Here is a 14632-nt window from a genome sequence, read left to right as displayed (position 1 = left end):
CGTTTATTGCAGTCCTGCATCACGCTTTCTTATTGCACTTGCCCGGTTGCCGGCGATTCGAACGGGTAGATCCGGCGCCATTCGGACGCCATGTCGACCACGGTCCAACCACGGGAATTGGCTTCGTCGAGGGCCTTGTCGAGCCGGCCGATATCGGATTGGCGGTCATACGCCCATTCGCGTTTGGCGTCGGTGTGATGCACCAGCCCCATGAAACGCTTGCCGGAGCCGGCGGCTGTCCACTGCAGCATCTGCAGGTCGCCGTCGGAGTTGCCGAAGGCGAGGATCGGCCGTTTGCCGATCACCGCGTCGATGCTTTCCGGTTTGCCGGGGCCGTCGTCGTTGTGCGCCAGTTTCGGCGTGCGCACGATCGAGGCCTTGCCGTCCTTGTATTGAAATGAAGTGATGAAGGTGGTGCCGATCACTTGTTCTGGCGGGATGCCGTAGACCTTCTCGGCGAAGGCGCGCATGAACGCGGTATCGCCGCCGGAGACGATGTAGGTCTTGAAGTCCTGGCTGCGCAGATAGTCGAGCATTTCCAGCATCGGCTGGAAGATCATCTCGGTGTACGGCTTGCCGGTTTTCGGATGCCGTGCCTGACTGAGCCAGGTCTTGGCGTAGTCATCGAAAGCCTCGGTGGTCATGCCGGTGTGGGTCGCCCCAACGATTTTCAGCAGCCCCTCCATGCCGGAAGCCGCCAGAGCCTTGTGATCGTTTTCCAGTACGGCTTTGAACGGCTGGGTGGTTTTCCACTCCGGATGCTGCGCGGCGGTGCGCTTGACCTCATCGAAGGCGAACAGCAATTCGAAATAGGCCGGTTGTTCACTCCACAACGTACCGTCGTTGTCGAACACGGCGATGCGGTCGCCCGGTTTGACGAAGTCCTTGCTGGTCTGGTCGGTCACCGCCTGCACGAACTCGATAATGTTCTTCTTCGCCGGGCCGTCACTCCACGACGGCAGCGGCTCGTTGGCTTGAGCCAGCAGTGGCAGGGCGAGGCCAAACAACAGGGCGAGTCCGAAACGTTGGCGTTGCCGTAGCGCAGTCGTCATGGGAAATCCTTCTCGTGAACGGGGTTGAGCGGGCGCAGGGCCGAGGCCGGTTTTGCGTGTTGCTGTTCGGCCTGACTGTGAAGCGTAGTCAATGATTCGCGCAGTTGAACGAGTGTTTGCTCGGTACTCGGCTGGCGACCGTAAAGCCCGCGTAACAGGCCTTGCAGGCGTGGGCCGGCATCGACCAGTTTCAGGCCCAGGCGACTGCGCCGCAGCCACAGGTACAGCGCGCTCAACTGCGCCGGTCGGGCTTGCAGTTGTGCATCGATTTGTTGCCAGGCGAAGTCGGGGGATTGCTGCCACGCCCATTGTTTAGCTTGCCGGCGTGCTTGCCAGTTTTTTCTGGCGCGGATGAGTGCCGGACGCAACAGATAAGCGGCGGCAACGACAGCGGCGATCAGCGTTAGCCACAACAGCCAGCGGGTGGAGAAACGCAGATGATTCTGGCCCAGTTGCTTAAGGTCTTGGCTGATCGAAAACACCGGTTTGTAGGCCGTGCCGGCCGCTGCTTCGAAGGTCACCGCCGGCACTTTCGCGGTGCGCGATTGGCGAGTGCTGGCGTCCCACCATTTCACCTCAACGGCCGGCAGCGTGTGCGAACCGGCCTTGTCGATGCGGTAGGTGACGCTGTCGATGCGCTGGCCACCAAGGATGTCACCGCGACCATCATCCAGAGAAGTGACTTGCGGGGTTTTGGTATAGCGGCTCAAACCGGGGATATCACCGAACGCGGGAATCGGCAGCGCCATCGCCAATGCGCCGTCCGCTTGCAGGGTCAGTTGGCGGGTGATGCTGTCGCCGACTTTCAACGGCGTCGTCGAATTTGTGATGCTTTGAGTGAAACGCAAACCGCTGGCCACCAGCGGGGTTTCCCCGGGTTTGAAACCGGGCGGTTGTGCGGCGCTGAACTGCACCGCTTGGCTTTGCGCAGTGATTTCTGTCGTGGCTTGGCCGGGTGTCGCGCGCACGGTCAGAGAAGGGATATCAAACGTGCGCGCAACGTTCGGGGTGATCAGGTAGCTGTAGCGCAAACCGCTGAAGGCCTGGCCGTCGATGGTTTGATTCAGGTGCTGCGCCTGACCGTCCGGCGGCATGACCAGTGCGCCGTCGAGTTTAAGGTCGGGCAGGGTGGCGGCGCTGGTGAACCAGGTGTCGGTGAGGACGTCGATTTGCAGCTCGACGAGGCCGCCGACCATGGCGCCTTCGGCGGGCTGCAGATGGGCCTGGACTTTGAGTTGCGGGTCGGCGGCGAGGGCCTGGAGTGTGAACAGGCCACTGATGAGTAAGGTGCCGAGTATCCGGGTGCCTGTGCTGGCCTTATCGCGAGCAGGCTCACTCCTACAGGGGATTGTTGGCGCACACAAAACCAATGTAGGAGTGAGCCTGCTCGCGATGGCCACAACTCGGTTCATAGGGTTCATGGCCTGGCTCCTTGCTGATCCTGCAAGCTGAATTTCTGCTTGAGAAACTTCGCCGGCGAAGTGGTCAGGTTCTGCAACCACAAAGCATCTGACGCGGCCTGCTCAGTCTGCACGGCTTTGCTCTGGCCCTTGCCCGGTGCCTTGTCGAATTTCACCTCATCAGGTTTCGTCTCCGGGGCGTTTTTCTCGGCGCTTTCGGTGTCCTTGAGCAACGCCTGGGCCAAGGCTAGATTGGCCGTCGCTTCGGGGAATTGCGGTTGCAGCTTCAAGGCCTGGGTATACGCAGCGATGGCTTCATCGAACTTGAAACGACGCACATAAATATTGCCCAGATAGAAATAGGCCTGCGGCGTGTCGAGCCGCGCGAATGTCGCCAGCGCCAGGTCGTAATCGGCCGCGTGATACGCCGCGACACCTTTCCAGTACGGGTCGACAAACAACGCCGCCGCTTGCGGCAGGTGCTCATGCTCGAAGGCCCAGCGGCCTTGCTGATCGCGGGTGAAGAAGGCATCGGTCAGGGCGTTGGCCTGCGCTGGCGCCGCTGGCCAGCCGAGGCCAATCGCCAATGCCAGCGCGGGCATCCAGTTGACGCTCCAGCCCTTGCGCACATTGATCAGCGCCAACAGCAGCAGCGGCCAGCACAACCAGTAACCGGCGTCTTTCCAGTGCAATTCACGCTGCTCGGCGCTGGCACTCTGGAAGTGTTGCTGCGCGTGCAGTTCGATCCAGTCCAGGTCGTCGTTATTCAGGGTCAGGCTGCCCAGCGGCGCATCGAGGGCAGAGGCCAGTTGTTTGATTGCAGCCTGATCGAAACTGCCCAGCGCCGGACGCCCGTTGGCGTCGGTGCGCGGCTGGCCGCTGGCGTCGTGAATGACGCCGCCGTCCTCACTGCCGACCGCCAAAACCAGCACTTGCAACGGACTGTCGCCCACCCGTTTGTCGAGGCCGTCGAGCTGTGCAGTGTCGGCGCCATCGGTGATCAACAGCAGGCTGCCGGGCGTTTTTTCGGCGCTGAGCAAGCGCTTCGCCTGATCGATCACCGCGCCGACATCTTTGCCCGGCTTGTCGATCAGTCCGCTGCCCAACGCTTGAATGAAGGTGTCGAGCAGCGCCGGATCGTCGGTGGGCGGCAACACCAGATGTGCGCTGCCGGCGTAGGCGATCAGTGCGGTGCGGGCGCCGGCGCGGCGCTGGATCAGGTCGTGCAGTTTGTGTTTCGCCGCTTCCAGGCGAGTCGGCTGCACATCGCTGGCGTCCATCGACGGCGACAGGTCCACGGCGATAATCAACGGCGCACGGTTTTCGAGAAAGTCCGGTCGATCCTGTTCCCAGGTCGGCCCGGCCGCCGCAACCGCAGCGACGATCATCAGCGCGCACAGCAGGTGCACCGGGCGCAGGCGTTGATGGTCCTGTGGGGTGATCAGCAAATGCGGCAACAGGTGTTCGGCGATGTTGCCGCGCAGCCGTCGTTGCAGGTCGCGACCGCGCCGCCAGAGTAGCGGCAGCACGGCGCCGAACAGCGCCAGCAGCAGCCAGAGGGGACGGAGGAAATGGAAGTCACTGAGGTTGATCTCCATCTCAGGCCTCCTGCCGCTGACGGGCAAACGCCAGGCGCACACGCAGCAGCGCGCCGAGGTGATACAGGACCAACAGGGCAATCGCCGCGCCCAGTGGCCAGTAGAACAACTCGCGTTGCGGTTGATGGCTGAGGGTTTTCACTTGATGCGGGGTCAGCCGATCGAGGGTGCTGTAGACCTGATCCAGCGCGTTGCGGTCTTCGGCGCGGAAGAATTGGCCGCCGGTGGTTTTGGCGATCTGCTCCAGCGCTGACAGGTTGACCTTGGCTTCACCGGACGCGCTCGGGTCGCCGATGCCGATGGTGTGAATGATCACGCCTTTGTTGGCGGCCATTTCAGCGGCGTGATCGGGAGTGATCGCGCTGCTGGTGTCGTTGCCGTCGGTGAGCAGGATCAGCACTTTTTCCTGCTCATGGGCCTGATCCAGCAGCTTCAGGCTCAGGCCGATGGCATCGCCGATCGCGGTGTTCGGGCCGGCCATGCCGATGCCGGTGTCGGCCAGCAACAGCGACAGACTGGCATGATCGAGGGTCAGCGGTGCCTGCGGATAGGCGCCGCTGCCGAACACGATCAGGCCGAGACGGTCGTCCTTGCGCTTGTCGATGAAGCCTTGCACGACTTGTTTGACGGCGGCGAGACGATTGATTTTTTCGCCGTTGGCGTTGCTGAAATCTTCGGTTTCCATCGACTGCGAAAGGTCGATGGCGAGCATCAGGTCGCGCACCGGTTGTTGTCGTTCGATAGGTTTTTCAATGAATACCGGGCGTGCGGCGGCCAACAGAATCAGGGCCCACACAAGGAAGTTCAACAGCAGTTGCCAATGATTGCGCCGGCTGCCGACGATGCCGGGTGCCTCACCGACGGCCCTGCTCATCGCTGAGAAAAACGGTACGCGCACGGCGCTGCGGGCCTCGTTGTAGGCGGGCAGATAGCGGTAAGCCAGCCAAGGCAGCGGCAGCAGGAGCAACAGCCAGGGGTAATCAAGCTGCCACATGGTGATGCTCCATCCAGTATTGGCAGGCGTCGAACAGGGCCAGGCGTTGCTGCGCGGGGAGGGCGCGCAGGGTGGCGTCGGGGGCGTAGGCGAGTTGTGCGAGTTGTGCGCTGAAGTCTGCCGGCAGCGGTTTTTTGCTGTGTTGCTGCAAAAAGACTTGCCAATCCTCCCGCCCAAGCGCCGCAGGACCCTGTAGGAGTGAGCCTGCTCGCGATGGCGTCCGATCAGTCGACGAATGTGTTGAATGCGATGACGCTATCGCGAGCAGGCTCACTCCTACAGGGGTTGTATTCCAATGCCGGGATTGTGTGGGCATCGAAAGTGCCACGCGTTTGAGCAGTTCCGGCAGTTCGCGCAAGGCATTCAAGTCATCACTGCGACCACGCAATTGCGCCAGACGGGCCAGGCCTTCACGCCGATAAGCATCCCTTCGCCATTGCACATAGCGGCGCACGCCCACCACGATCGCCAGCACGATCAAAAGCCCTAGCAACACCCACCATCCCCACGTCTGCGGCGCATAACTGACCGGCGCGGGCAGGCTCAGCTCCTTAAGCTGTTCGATACTGGGGATCTGCGGATTCACCGTTTTGCCCCGGCGGTTTTACCCAGCTCGGCACGCAGTTGCGCATGGGCCTCTTCGGCGGTGCTGAACATCATCAGCGGCACCTGACTGCGGCGCAGCAGGGTCGCAACGTCCTGCAGCCGACCACTGAGAAAGTCCCCCAGCGGTTGGTGCACGTTGCGTTTTTCCACCGCCAGTTCCACTTGCAATTCGCCTTGGGTAACCAGCAGGCGACCATTGGTTGGCAGCTTCATGGCCAGCGGGTCGTAAACCTGCAGCGCAATCACATCGTTGTGCGCCGACAGTTGCCGCATCAGTTGCAGGGTACGTTCGCCAGCCCCGGCAAAGTCGCTGACGATGCAGATCAAATGATCGTGACCGGCCAGCGCGAGGCAGCGCTGCAGGACCTTGTCCAGTTGATCTTCGTCTTCAGCGTCGGGGTTGGCCGCGCTCAGTGCCTGATTCTGTTCGGCGATGCGGCTCAGCAAGGCTTCGACCCGTTTGCGGCTGCGCAACGGCGCGATGCTGTCGATACGCTGATCGTTGAACACCAGCCCGCCGACCCGATCGCCGGCGTTGAATACCATCCACGCCGCCAATGCCGCGAGTTCGGCGCCGAGGGCCGATTTGAAGCTGCGTTGCGAGCCGAAGAACATCGACATGCGTTGATCGACGACGATCAACGCCGGGCGGTCGCGCTCTTCGGTGAAGGTGCGCACCACCGGTTTGCCGGTGCGCAACGAGGCGCGCCAGTCGAGGTGACGCAAATCGTCGCCTGGCTGATAGCGGCGCAACTCATCGAAATTCAAGCCACGCCCGCGCAGACGTGAAGCATGGTTGCCGGCAAGGATGCTGCCGCGGGGCTGACGGGCGAGAAAACTCAGGTCACGGGCCTTGAACTCCAGCGCCATCAATTGCGCGAGAGAAACGTAGACCAGACCTTCATCGTTCATGCCGGAATCGCCACTTTGTCGAGAATCCGGTCAAGTACCTGATCGGCACTCACACCATCGGCCACCGCGTCATAGCTCAACTGCAGGCGATGGCGCAGCACCGGATGCACCACCGCGCGCACGTTGTCTGGCGAGACAAAGTCCTGACCCTGCAACCACGCATCGGCACGCGCACAACGATCGAGGCCGATGCCGCCACGCGGGCTGGCGCCGATGGCAATCCAGCGCGCAAGGTCTTCGTCGTAATCGGCGGGGTGGCGGGTGGCGTTGATCAGGTCGATCAGATAGCTGTCGATGGCCGGAGACACGTGTACCGCGCTGACTTCCTTGCGGGCGGCGAAGATCACGTCCTGTGCCAGGCTGAAACCTTTGGCCGGCGTGGTGCTCGCGCCTTGGGCGAACTCTTCGTTGCGCAGCAGGCGCAGCACCTGGCTTTCGTTTTCGGCGCTTGGATAATCGAGCAGGACTTTCATCAGGAAACGGTCCATCTGCGCTTCCGGCAGCGGATAGGTGCCTTCCTGTTCGATCGGGTTTTGCGTCGCCACCACGATGAATAGTTCGGGCAATGCATGGCTGTTGCCGGCCACGGTGATCTGCCGTTCTTCCATGGCTTCAAGCAACGCTGCCTGGACTTTCGCCGGTGCGCGGTTGATCTCGTCGGCGAGAATCAGATTGCCGAACAGCGGCCCCGGCTGAAAACGGATTTCGTTTTTGCCTTCGACCTGATGCAGCACCTCGGCACCGGTGATGTCCGAGGGCAGCAGATCCGGAGTGAACTGGATACGGCTCATTTTCGCGTCGAGGTGTTTGGCCAGCGCCTTGACCGTGCGGGTCTTGGCCAGCCCCGGCAGGCTTTCCAGCAGCAAGTGACCGTTGGCCAACAGGCCGAGGAGGATCTGGCGGATCACCTGATCCTGGCCGAGCACCGCTTCGGCGATGCTGGCTTGCAGGGCGTTGAGGTCGGTAAGCGCAGTCATGGGGGCAGTCCTTTGTGGCCGGTCTAGAAAAAGGCCAGGGTCAGGTTGACGCTGAAACCGTTGCCTTCAGGGCGATTCTTGGTGTCGAACTCCGGCACCCAGCGCGCACTGATGTTGGCTTGGGCATCGGCGAATTTGCCGGTCCAGCCGACCACCGGGCCGGCACCGACAGAGCGACCGCGATAACCGTTGAAGGTGTCGGCGGTCTGGCCCTTGTCATCGGTCAACTGCTGGATGTAGCCGGCGGCGACGCCGGCGTTCCAGCCATTGCCAAAGCCGTGGGTCCACAGGGCATCGAGGCGGAAGATGTTGCCGTTGCGGTAATCAGTCGCGTCGTTTTCGGTGTAGCGCTCGAAGGCGCTCATCAGGCTGAACTCGCCACCCTTGCCATCCAGATGCGTGAACGCCACCGTTGGCATGAAGGTGTAGTTGTTCTGTCCCGGGTTGGCCAGGCGATCCTTGTTGTAGGCGCCGGTTGGCACGTAGATCGGCAGCGAAAACGAGATGTGATTCAGTTCATCGAAGTGGTAACCGGCGGCAATCGGCGTGATCAAGGCGTCGGCGAATTGCGTGCCGGAGTCGCTGTCACCCAAAGTGCGGCCGCGCGGTCCGGTGATGCTCGCCTTGATGTCGGTGTACTGCACCGGCACGCCGATCGCCGAAGCGTAATTCCATGACCCTTTGCCGGTGTCCCAGACGTGGGTGAAGTTGCCCATGGTGTAGGAGACTTTCATGTCGATCCCGCCGCTGACTGCGCCGGAAATCGGTGCACCGTTACTGCCCTTGAGCGAGCCGTCGTACCAGATGCTGGTGAGCGACATGACCCAACCCGGCTCGGGCGGGACGATCCCGGCGTTGGAGAACACCTGCTGACCGGTGATCGGTCGACCGACACCACCCTCCGCTGCGTAAAGCAGAGGACTGCCGATCATGCACAGCGCCAACAGCGGGCGCACAACGTTGGGCTTGATCATCAATCAATGACTCCGCTTATTGTTTTGAGTTGACCGGGATCAGTGGCGGCATTTTCCATTCGCCGCTGGCCACTTCCGGTTTTGGCAGATAAAGACGCAGGATCCCGTAGAACGGCCCGTTGGGCGCTGGCAGCCAGTTGGCCTGTTTGTCCTTGCCCGGGTTCTTGTGCTGCACATACAGGGTCAGGCCGCCGTCGGCATCCAGCGCAAGATCCGGCAGCATTCGCGAGTTGATCAGGTAGCGATTAAGCGGGTTGGCCACCAGTAATTTGTTCTTGCCGTCATACATTGTCAGCGACCAGAACGCGTCGGCCGGGGGCAGGGCGCCCTTGTCGAAATGCAGGGTGTAATCGTGTTTCGAGGCGTCGGCTGGCTGGCCGTCCTTATCGACGAAATAGCCGATGTAATTCGCTTCCTCGGCGGAGTTGCCGAATATGCCCATGTTGGCGCCGGCGTAGCGGTACAAGTAATTGCCCTTGAGGTGATCGCGGGTGCCGAAGAAATCCCCGCTGGTCACTTGATGGGTGTCGACCTTGTCCTTTTTGAACGCGGCAAATTCGGCTTTGGCATCGCTGATACCGTCTTCTAGCGCCTTGCGCTGCTCGGCGGAGAGTTTCTTCAGGTCGAACGGCTGGCCGGCGCCGATGCCGATTTTGCTAAAGCGTGCGAGCAGATCCTTTTCGACATCCTGCGGCGGCGTGAACGCCAGCATGAAGTTCAGGTAACGAAACAGCTCCGGGGTTTCGCTCATGGTCGGCGTCGGTTTTGGCCAACTGACCTTGGGTGCCGGGGCCGGGGCTTTCTGTTTGACGTAATGGCTGAGGGTTTCGACCTTGTAACCTTTCTGGATCTGCTTGACCTTGGCCAGGTCTTTCTCGTCGAACAATTGCGTGCGGTACAGCGCGTAGGTGATGTTGCTTTCGCTGCGCAGCAAGCGGTCGATGTTGACCGGTTGCTGACCTTGCCAGTCCGGCCCGGCAATCATGAAATGCCCACCGTTGTTGCCGGTGCTGCGCGTGCCCAGATAGGCGAAGTTCTGCGTGTAGGCGTCGATCAGTTGCACCGAGTAATAACGGTGTTCTTCGATCGGCGGCAGGGTCAGGATCAGCGGCTCGGTGCGCAAGTCCATCCAGACGAAGGAGTAGGGCGTGTCGGCGTTGGGCGTGACAAACGCGGTGTCCTTGGCGGTGAAGGCTTTCGCCGTGTTGCCGATCTGGTTCAGCGGCGCCTTGTAGTTCGGGCTTTTGCTGTCGATGGCTTGGGTGTAGAGGGTTTTGTACATCTCCACCACGGGGAAGCCGTAGAGGTAGGCCTCTTTGGCAATCCCTCGGGCCTCTTCCGGGCTGGCGGTGAAATCGGCCAGGACGCTGGTGCTCAGCGTAAGCGTCAGGCTGGTCAGCAACATATTGCGTGTGTGCATGGTGCGTCCTTGTTTATTGCGCGAGCGTGATGTCGTCGAGTTTCCAGCTCTTGTCGAAATACGCTTCAGTCGGCGCGTACAGACGGAAATAACTGAACCAGTGTTTGCCGGGCAGGGTTTGCACCCAGTTGCTTTCCAGGCCCTTGGGCGCGGTCGGACCGAAGTACAGGTCCACCGAGCCGTCGGGGTTCTTCTGCAAATCCTGACGCGAAGAAAGGTCGGCCTTGCGCTGCGGATTGTCGATCAGGCCGCGGCTGGTGATGTCGTAAACGGTCATCGACCAGAATTGTCTGGCCGGCGGGTTGGCGCCAACGTGCAGGCGATAGCTCTTGCCACCGTCGAGCCAGTCACCCTTGGCATCGGTGTAGGCGCCGAGGTAGGTCTGGCCCAGCCCCGGCGTTTTGGAAACCATGCCTTTGGTGTTGGTGACCGCCTCGTAGAACCAGGCACTGCGTTCCCACAACTGATCGTAATAGGCCACACGTTGGGATGGCTCGGCGATGTTCAGCACCGTGTCCCAGTGCCGGTCGGGCCAATACTGAGCGTCAGGGAAACGCTTGGCGAAGGTGTTGGCCTTGGCAATCAGTTCGCCGACCTGCGCACCTTGCTCAAGGGCCTGACGTTGATGGGTATTGGGGTTGAAGGGTTTGTCCTTTTCGATACCGAGGCTGGCAAGCATCGCCATGTAGAACCGGTCACGCTCGTTGACCGGTTCTTTCTGGATGATCTGGTACAGGCGTTCCCAGTAGGCGATGCCTTGGGGCTGTGTACCGGACCAAGGTTTGCCTTGCGGCGAGAGCAGGCGAGTGTCACCCGGCTTATTGCGTTGGGCGTACGGGTACATCTTGAACTTTTCGACCAGTGCCTTGCCCTTGGCCGGGTCCGGATCGAGCACACGGAAACCCACCAGCACGTTCATGGTTTCCGATTTGGCCAGGTAGTACCGGCCGGCATCTGCCGGTGGTTCGGCTCCGGGTGGCAGCACCAGGTATTTGCCGCCCTGACCCTTATCCGGGCCGGTCTGCCCCATGTCGATGATCGCCCGCTGCCAGAAATCACCGATGCCGCCAGCGGTCGGCCCCGGTGGCAATTCGATGACCAGTGGCCCGGTTTCACTCAGATCGACGAAGCCGAGAATGTAGGGGGTAGTGGCGTTGGCGGTGATCACCCCGAGCTTGTCTTCGTAGCTGTTGAGTACCATCAGATCGCCGCTGCGCGCGCCGAGCTTTTCGCGAAACTCTTCCTGCCACTGGGCATAAGACACCAGCGGCAAGGCCCACAGATAACTCTGGGTCGCCTGCTGGAAATCCAGTTCGGCGTACAGTTTGGCAATCGATTCATGGCTCGGCAGCTCGCCCTCCATAGCGATCTTGCCGATAGGGGTATCGAGGTCCTGGGCGCCGACGCCACAACTGACAAACATCGTCATCAAACTGAAACCGGCGGCTTTGAGGGCTGCGTGCATAGCGATTTCCTTACTTGCCAAACGTCACGTTGAGGCCGGCATAGAGGGTGAATTGCGGCAGGCCATCGCCCTTGCGATCGACCGTCCACTGCGGCTCGACGAAGGCGTTGAGAATGTTGCTGCCAGACTTCCAGGCCTTGCCCACACCCAGGCCGAGCGGGATGTAGTGGGTGTCGTTTTTCAGGTCGAAGGTCCAGGTGCCGGTGGAGCGCAGATACCAGCCTTTTTCCAGGTTGTGGATGATGAACGGCTGCATCGTGGCGCTCTCGACGTGGGGCCGATCGTTGTCACCGGCAAACGAGCTTTGGTATTGCACCAGGGCGCCGAGCAGACCGCGTGGTGAGGCGTCGATGGCCACCGCAGCCAGTCCGCCTTGCCACTTGCCGGTGCCGAGTTCGTCCTGTTCGGCCGTCGGCGCGGTGATCAGCGGACCCACGCCCAACTGCACGCCTTCGGTTTTCAGAATGAAGATGTCGAACAGGTTCAGATCGCCAATGCCGGTGCTGTAACCGTTGTGCGGATCGGGGCGGGTGCTGATCGGCAGCGTCGCGCGAACCAGTTGCGGCACACCGATGAAATCGTTCGGCGCGATCGGCAGGGTGCCGCGCAGCAACACGTCATTGCTGTGCGCGTTGCTGTCGTAGAGTTTCGGGGTGTAGTAGTCCTGCAGATTGGCGCCGGGCGCGACGTTCAGCGGGTTGTTGCTTTTGTTTGAGTCCTCGGCGTTATCCGCTTGCGCGCAGCACGCAGCCGCCAGCGAACCCGCCAGAAAAAGAGTCTTCCCCACTCGATTGAACATCATCCCCGATTCCCTGGTGGCTTTTGGATAACTTGGCACTTCGCGGCCGTTACTGCGTAATCCCTTTCTTATCAAGCCCGTAGGACACGTATGAAAGACGCTAGCAGCTAATCGGGAGTTAGCCAGCCGAAGGGATTAATTCTTTGGTTTTGTGAGCAGGATCACGGTGATTTTGTGTACTAAAAGGCTGGTGCCCGTGTAGGAGCTGCCGAAGGCTGCGATCTTTTGATCTTGTTTGTAAGTTCAAGATCAAAAGATCGCAGCCTTCGGCAGCTCCTACCTATGCGTATTTCAATTCGGGATGTTTAAAGGTTGTTTCGATTTTGCGGAACGTTCCCACAAGGTTTTCAGGTTGTCCGTCGGACGTCGGGTCTCTAGCCTGTGTTCGTCGCTGCCAAATCAGCGACCGGGACTGGAAACCCCGACGGGTATTAGTGGCGCGTACACGCCTTTCATAACGTATCCTTGCGCACTTCGAATGTGTGCACTCCGTTATGGCGGCTGTGCGCGGGAGACCTTCGGGTCGACCGGGTCGCCGCTGCCCGGGTTTCCAACCTGCGTACAGCTGCCACCTCTTCGTCCGGAAACCGAATGGGGCAGCTCCAACTTTCCAGTGGAGTTCCACCATGAAAAAACCGACACCCAATCCCCCAGAATCAGACGCCGACACCACATCCCCCTACGCCTCGGTCGACAGTAAAAAACTCCACGAAGCCGCCGACCGCGCCCTCGACTACTACCTCAATCCCGCCGCCCGCATCATGTCCAGCGCCAACGAGCCAGAACCCATGTACCTCGCCAATCCCAGGTACAACACCGAATCCCTGCTCGCCAACGCCAGCGAAACCCTCGGCTCGGCCAGCGAGATGCTCATCAACTTCGCCGCCTCGCTGGAAACGTCGCAGCGCAAGACCGCACTGGGCATCGCACAGGTCGTCATGCTGGGTGAGCTTGCGGTGAATCAAGCCTTGGATCACGTCGAGCTCAATGACTGATCTCTGTTGAATGATCGTCCCCACGCGCAGCAAAGGAATGCAGCCCTTGACGCTCTGCGTCAATTCGCGAGCTGGAACGCAGAGCGTCCCTTGAGGCATTCCCACGTAGAGCGTGGGAACGATCAATATCAAAAGATCGCAGCCTTCGGCAGGTCCTACGCGGGATATCCGGTTCAGCTGTTTTTCTTGGCTTGTTCGCGGATGCGTTCTTCCTGAGCGCGCGCTTCCGGGGTGAATTCTGCGCCGAAGTCTTCGGCAGAAAATATCTGGCGGATTTCAATTTCAGAATCGCCCGGCATTGGGTTCGGGCAGCGCTTGACCCATTCGATGGCTTCTTCTTTTGACTTCACTTCCCAGATCCAGTAACCGGCGACCAACTCCTTGGTTTCGATAAAGGGGCCGTCGATGACCGTGCGTTTATCGCCGGAGAAGCGTACGCGGGCGCCTTTGCTGCTCGGATGCAGGCCATCGCAATCGATCAGGATGCCGGCCTTGACCAGTTCTTCATTGAAATTGCCCATTTCGGTGATCAGCTCTTCGCTGGGCATGATGCCGGCTTCGGAATCGGCGCTGGCTTTGACAAGGATCATGAATCGCATGGCGGTTACTCCGTGGATTGTGAGGATTCGTTGTTTAGTCGAACGAGCCAGCGGTGAATCGACAGGGTCTCTGAATAAAAGACCAGTAACGCCTCAAATCCAATTGTAGGAGTGAGCCTGCTCGCGATGGCGGTGTGTCATGTACGCAGATGTTGACTGACACAACGCCATCGCGAGCAGGCTCACTCCTACAAGGGAACGGCGATGGTTTTGTATACAATTTTTCAGGCAGGCCCCCAACAATTTCCAAACAGGGCATAGGTCGTCGGACAATTTCGTGGTTAACTTCCGCCTCTTGCATGCTTTCCAATCAAAACATCAGAAGGACTCAAGTCATGGCTCAAGTCACCCTTAAAGGCAATCCGGTTCAAGTCAACGGCCAGTTGCCACAAGCCGGTTCCAAGGCGCCAGCCTTTTCTCTGGTTGCCGGCAATCTGTCCGACGTCACCCTGCAAGACTTCGCCGGCAAGCGCAAAGTCCTGAACATCTTCCCAAGCGTCGACACCCCGACCTGCGCGACCTCCGTGCGCAAGTTCAACGCTCAGGCGAACGACATCAGCAACACCGTGGTGCTGTGCATCTCCGCTGACCTGCCGTTCGCCCAGGCGCGTTTCTGCGGCGCTGAAGGTCTGGAAAACGTACAGAACCTGTCGACCCTGCGCGGTGCCGAGTTCATCGAGAACTACGGCGTGGCCATCGCTGACGGCCCGCTGAAAGGCCTGACCGCCCGTGCGGTCGTGGTTCTGGACGAAAACGACAACGTCCTGCACAGCGAACTGGTCAAGGAAATCGCTGAAGAGCCTAACTACGAAGCGGCACTGTCCGTTCTCAAGTAAGCGCT

General features: G+C 60.4%; 14 protein-coding genes. 2 read left to right on the top strand and 12 right to left on the bottom strand.

Annotated features, from left to right (window positions below):
- Positions 1–29: 29 nt before the first annotated feature.
- The 11 genes from U6037_RS15635 to U6037_RS15585 are packed head-to-tail and all read right to left on the bottom strand — an operon-like array spanning position 30 to position 12197.
- Positions 30–1052 carry an HAD family hydrolase gene (locus U6037_RS15635; RefSeq protein WP_322843617.1) on the bottom strand — a complete coding sequence of 341 codons (1023 nt, stop codon included), beginning with the start codon at positions 1050–1052 and terminating at the stop codon, positions 30–32.
- On the bottom strand, positions 1049–2473 hold the full coding sequence (locus tag U6037_RS15630) for a hypothetical protein (protein ID WP_322843616.1): 1425 nt from the start codon (positions 2471–2473) through the stop codon (positions 1049–1051). Before U6037_RS15630 ends, U6037_RS15635 begins: the two co-directional genes overlap by 4 nt.
- Positions 2470–4050 (bottom strand): VWA domain-containing protein, encoded by a 1581-nt coding sequence (locus tag U6037_RS15625; protein ID WP_322843615.1) that lies wholly within the window; start codon positions 4048–4050, stop codon positions 2470–2472. The genes U6037_RS15630 and U6037_RS15625 overlap by 4 nt, the downstream gene beginning before the upstream one ends.
- Position 4051: 1 nt before the next feature.
- Positions 4052–5044: a VWA domain-containing protein gene (locus U6037_RS15620; protein ID WP_322843614.1), complete on the bottom strand. Its 993-nt coding sequence runs from the start codon at positions 5042–5044 to the stop codon at positions 4052–4054.
- The gene (locus U6037_RS15615) at positions 5031–5630 is read right to left on the bottom strand and encodes a DUF4381 domain-containing protein (protein ID WP_322843613.1); all 600 of its coding nucleotides are present in this window, start codon (positions 5628–5630) and stop codon (positions 5031–5033) included. Before U6037_RS15615 ends, U6037_RS15620 begins: the two co-directional genes overlap by 14 nt.
- On the bottom strand, positions 5627–6562 hold the full coding sequence (locus tag U6037_RS15610) for a DUF58 domain-containing protein (protein WP_322843612.1): 936 nt from the start codon (positions 6560–6562) through the stop codon (positions 5627–5629). Before U6037_RS15610 ends, U6037_RS15615 begins: the two co-directional genes overlap by 4 nt.
- A complete protein-coding gene (locus tag U6037_RS15605) occupies positions 6559–7539 on the bottom strand; it encodes a MoxR family ATPase (RefSeq protein WP_322843611.1) in 981 nt (326 codons plus the stop codon). Before U6037_RS15605 ends, U6037_RS15610 begins: the two co-directional genes overlap by 4 nt.
- A gap of 23 nt (positions 7540–7562) precedes the next feature.
- Entirely contained in the window at positions 7563–8513 is a 951-nt protein-coding gene (locus U6037_RS15600; protein ID WP_322843610.1) for a SphA family protein, read from the bottom strand.
- Between the two features lie 16 nt (positions 8514–8529).
- Positions 8530–9933, bottom strand: a complete 1404-nt coding sequence (locus tag U6037_RS15595) for a DUF1254 domain-containing protein (protein WP_416221681.1) — start codon at positions 9931–9933, stop codon at positions 8530–8532.
- Between the two features lie 13 nt (positions 9934–9946).
- Positions 9947–11398 (bottom strand): DUF1254 domain-containing protein, encoded by a 1452-nt coding sequence (locus U6037_RS15590; RefSeq protein WP_322843609.1) that lies wholly within the window; start codon positions 11396–11398, stop codon positions 9947–9949.
- A 10-nt stretch (positions 11399–11408) separates the two neighbouring features.
- Complete coding sequence (locus U6037_RS15585; protein WP_322847331.1) at positions 11409–12197, bottom strand: hypothetical protein; 789 nt, start codon at positions 12195–12197, stop codon at positions 11409–11411.
- A 626-nt stretch (positions 12198–12823) separates the two neighbouring features.
- Between U6037_RS15585 and U6037_RS15580 the strand changes: the two genes are divergently transcribed.
- Complete coding sequence (locus tag U6037_RS15580; RefSeq protein ID WP_122844117.1) at positions 12824–13192, top strand: DUF6124 family protein; 369 nt, start codon at positions 12824–12826, stop codon at positions 13190–13192.
- Between the two features lie 173 nt (positions 13193–13365).
- Here the strand turns inward: U6037_RS15580 and U6037_RS15575 are convergent, their stop codons facing one another.
- On the bottom strand, positions 13366–13791 hold the full coding sequence (locus tag U6037_RS15575) for a YciI family protein (RefSeq protein WP_322843608.1): 426 nt from the start codon (positions 13789–13791) through the stop codon (positions 13366–13368).
- A 335-nt stretch (positions 13792–14126) separates the two neighbouring features.
- On the opposite strand from U6037_RS15575, the gene tpx reads away from it, so the two are divergent.
- On the top strand, positions 14127–14627 hold the full coding sequence (tpx, locus tag U6037_RS15570) for a thiol peroxidase (RefSeq protein ID WP_095112063.1): 501 nt from the start codon (positions 14127–14129) through the stop codon (positions 14625–14627).
- The last annotated feature ends 5 nt before the right edge of the window (positions 14628–14632 follow it).

It is taken from the genome of Pseudomonas sp. B33.4 (assembly GCF_034555375.1).
In the GTDB taxonomy this organism is placed as follows: domain Bacteria; phylum Pseudomonadota; class Gammaproteobacteria; order Pseudomonadales; family Pseudomonadaceae; genus Aquipseudomonas.
The sequence above is the reverse complement of the archived record's forward strand: the minus strand, read 5'-3'. Positions and strand labels throughout refer to the sequence as shown.

Excerpts from the sequence above, each read along its gene's own strand:
- tpx (WP_095112063.1), top strand. The coding sequence starts at position 14,127 with ATGGCTCAAGTCACCCTTAAAGGCAATCCGGTTCAAGTCAACGGCCAG.
- U6037_RS15605 (WP_322843611.1), bottom strand. The coding sequence starts at position 7,539 with ATGACTGCGCTTACCGACCTCAACGCCCTGCAAGCCAGCATCGCCGAA.
- U6037_RS15580 (WP_122844117.1), top strand. The coding sequence starts at position 12,824 with ATGAAAAAACCGACACCCAATCCCCCAGAATCAGACGCCGACACCACA.
- U6037_RS15575 (WP_322843608.1), bottom strand. The coding sequence starts at position 13,791 with ATGCGATTCATGATCCTTGTCAAAGCCAGCGCCGATTCCGAAGCCGGC.
- U6037_RS15620 (WP_322843614.1), bottom strand. The coding sequence starts at position 5,044 with ATGTGGCAGCTTGATTACCCCTGGCTGTTGCTCCTGCTGCCGCTGCCT.
- U6037_RS15590 (WP_322843609.1), bottom strand. The coding sequence starts at position 11,398 with ATGCACGCAGCCCTCAAAGCCGCCGGTTTCAGTTTGATGACGATGTTT.
- U6037_RS15630 (WP_322843616.1), bottom strand. The coding sequence starts at position 2,473 with ATGAACCCTATGAACCGAGTTGTGGCCATCGCGAGCAGGCTCACTCCT.
- U6037_RS15585 (WP_322847331.1), bottom strand. The coding sequence starts at position 12,197 with ATGTTCAATCGAGTGGGGAAGACTCTTTTTCTGGCGGGTTCGCTGGCG.
- U6037_RS15610 (WP_322843612.1), bottom strand. The coding sequence starts at position 6,562 with ATGAACGATGAAGGTCTGGTCTACGTTTCTCTCGCGCAATTGATGGCG.
- U6037_RS15595 (WP_416221681.1), bottom strand. The coding sequence starts at position 9,933 with ATGCACACACGCAATATGTTGCTGACCAGCCTGACGCTTACGCTGAGC.
- U6037_RS15635 (WP_322843617.1), bottom strand. The coding sequence starts at position 1,052 with ATGACGACTGCGCTACGGCAACGCCAACGTTTCGGACTCGCCCTGTTG.
- U6037_RS15600 (WP_322843610.1), bottom strand. The coding sequence starts at position 8,513 with ATGATCAAGCCCAACGTTGTGCGCCCGCTGTTGGCGCTGTGCATGATC.
- U6037_RS15625 (WP_322843615.1), bottom strand. The coding sequence starts at position 4,050 with ATGGAGATCAACCTCAGTGACTTCCATTTCCTCCGTCCCCTCTGGCTG.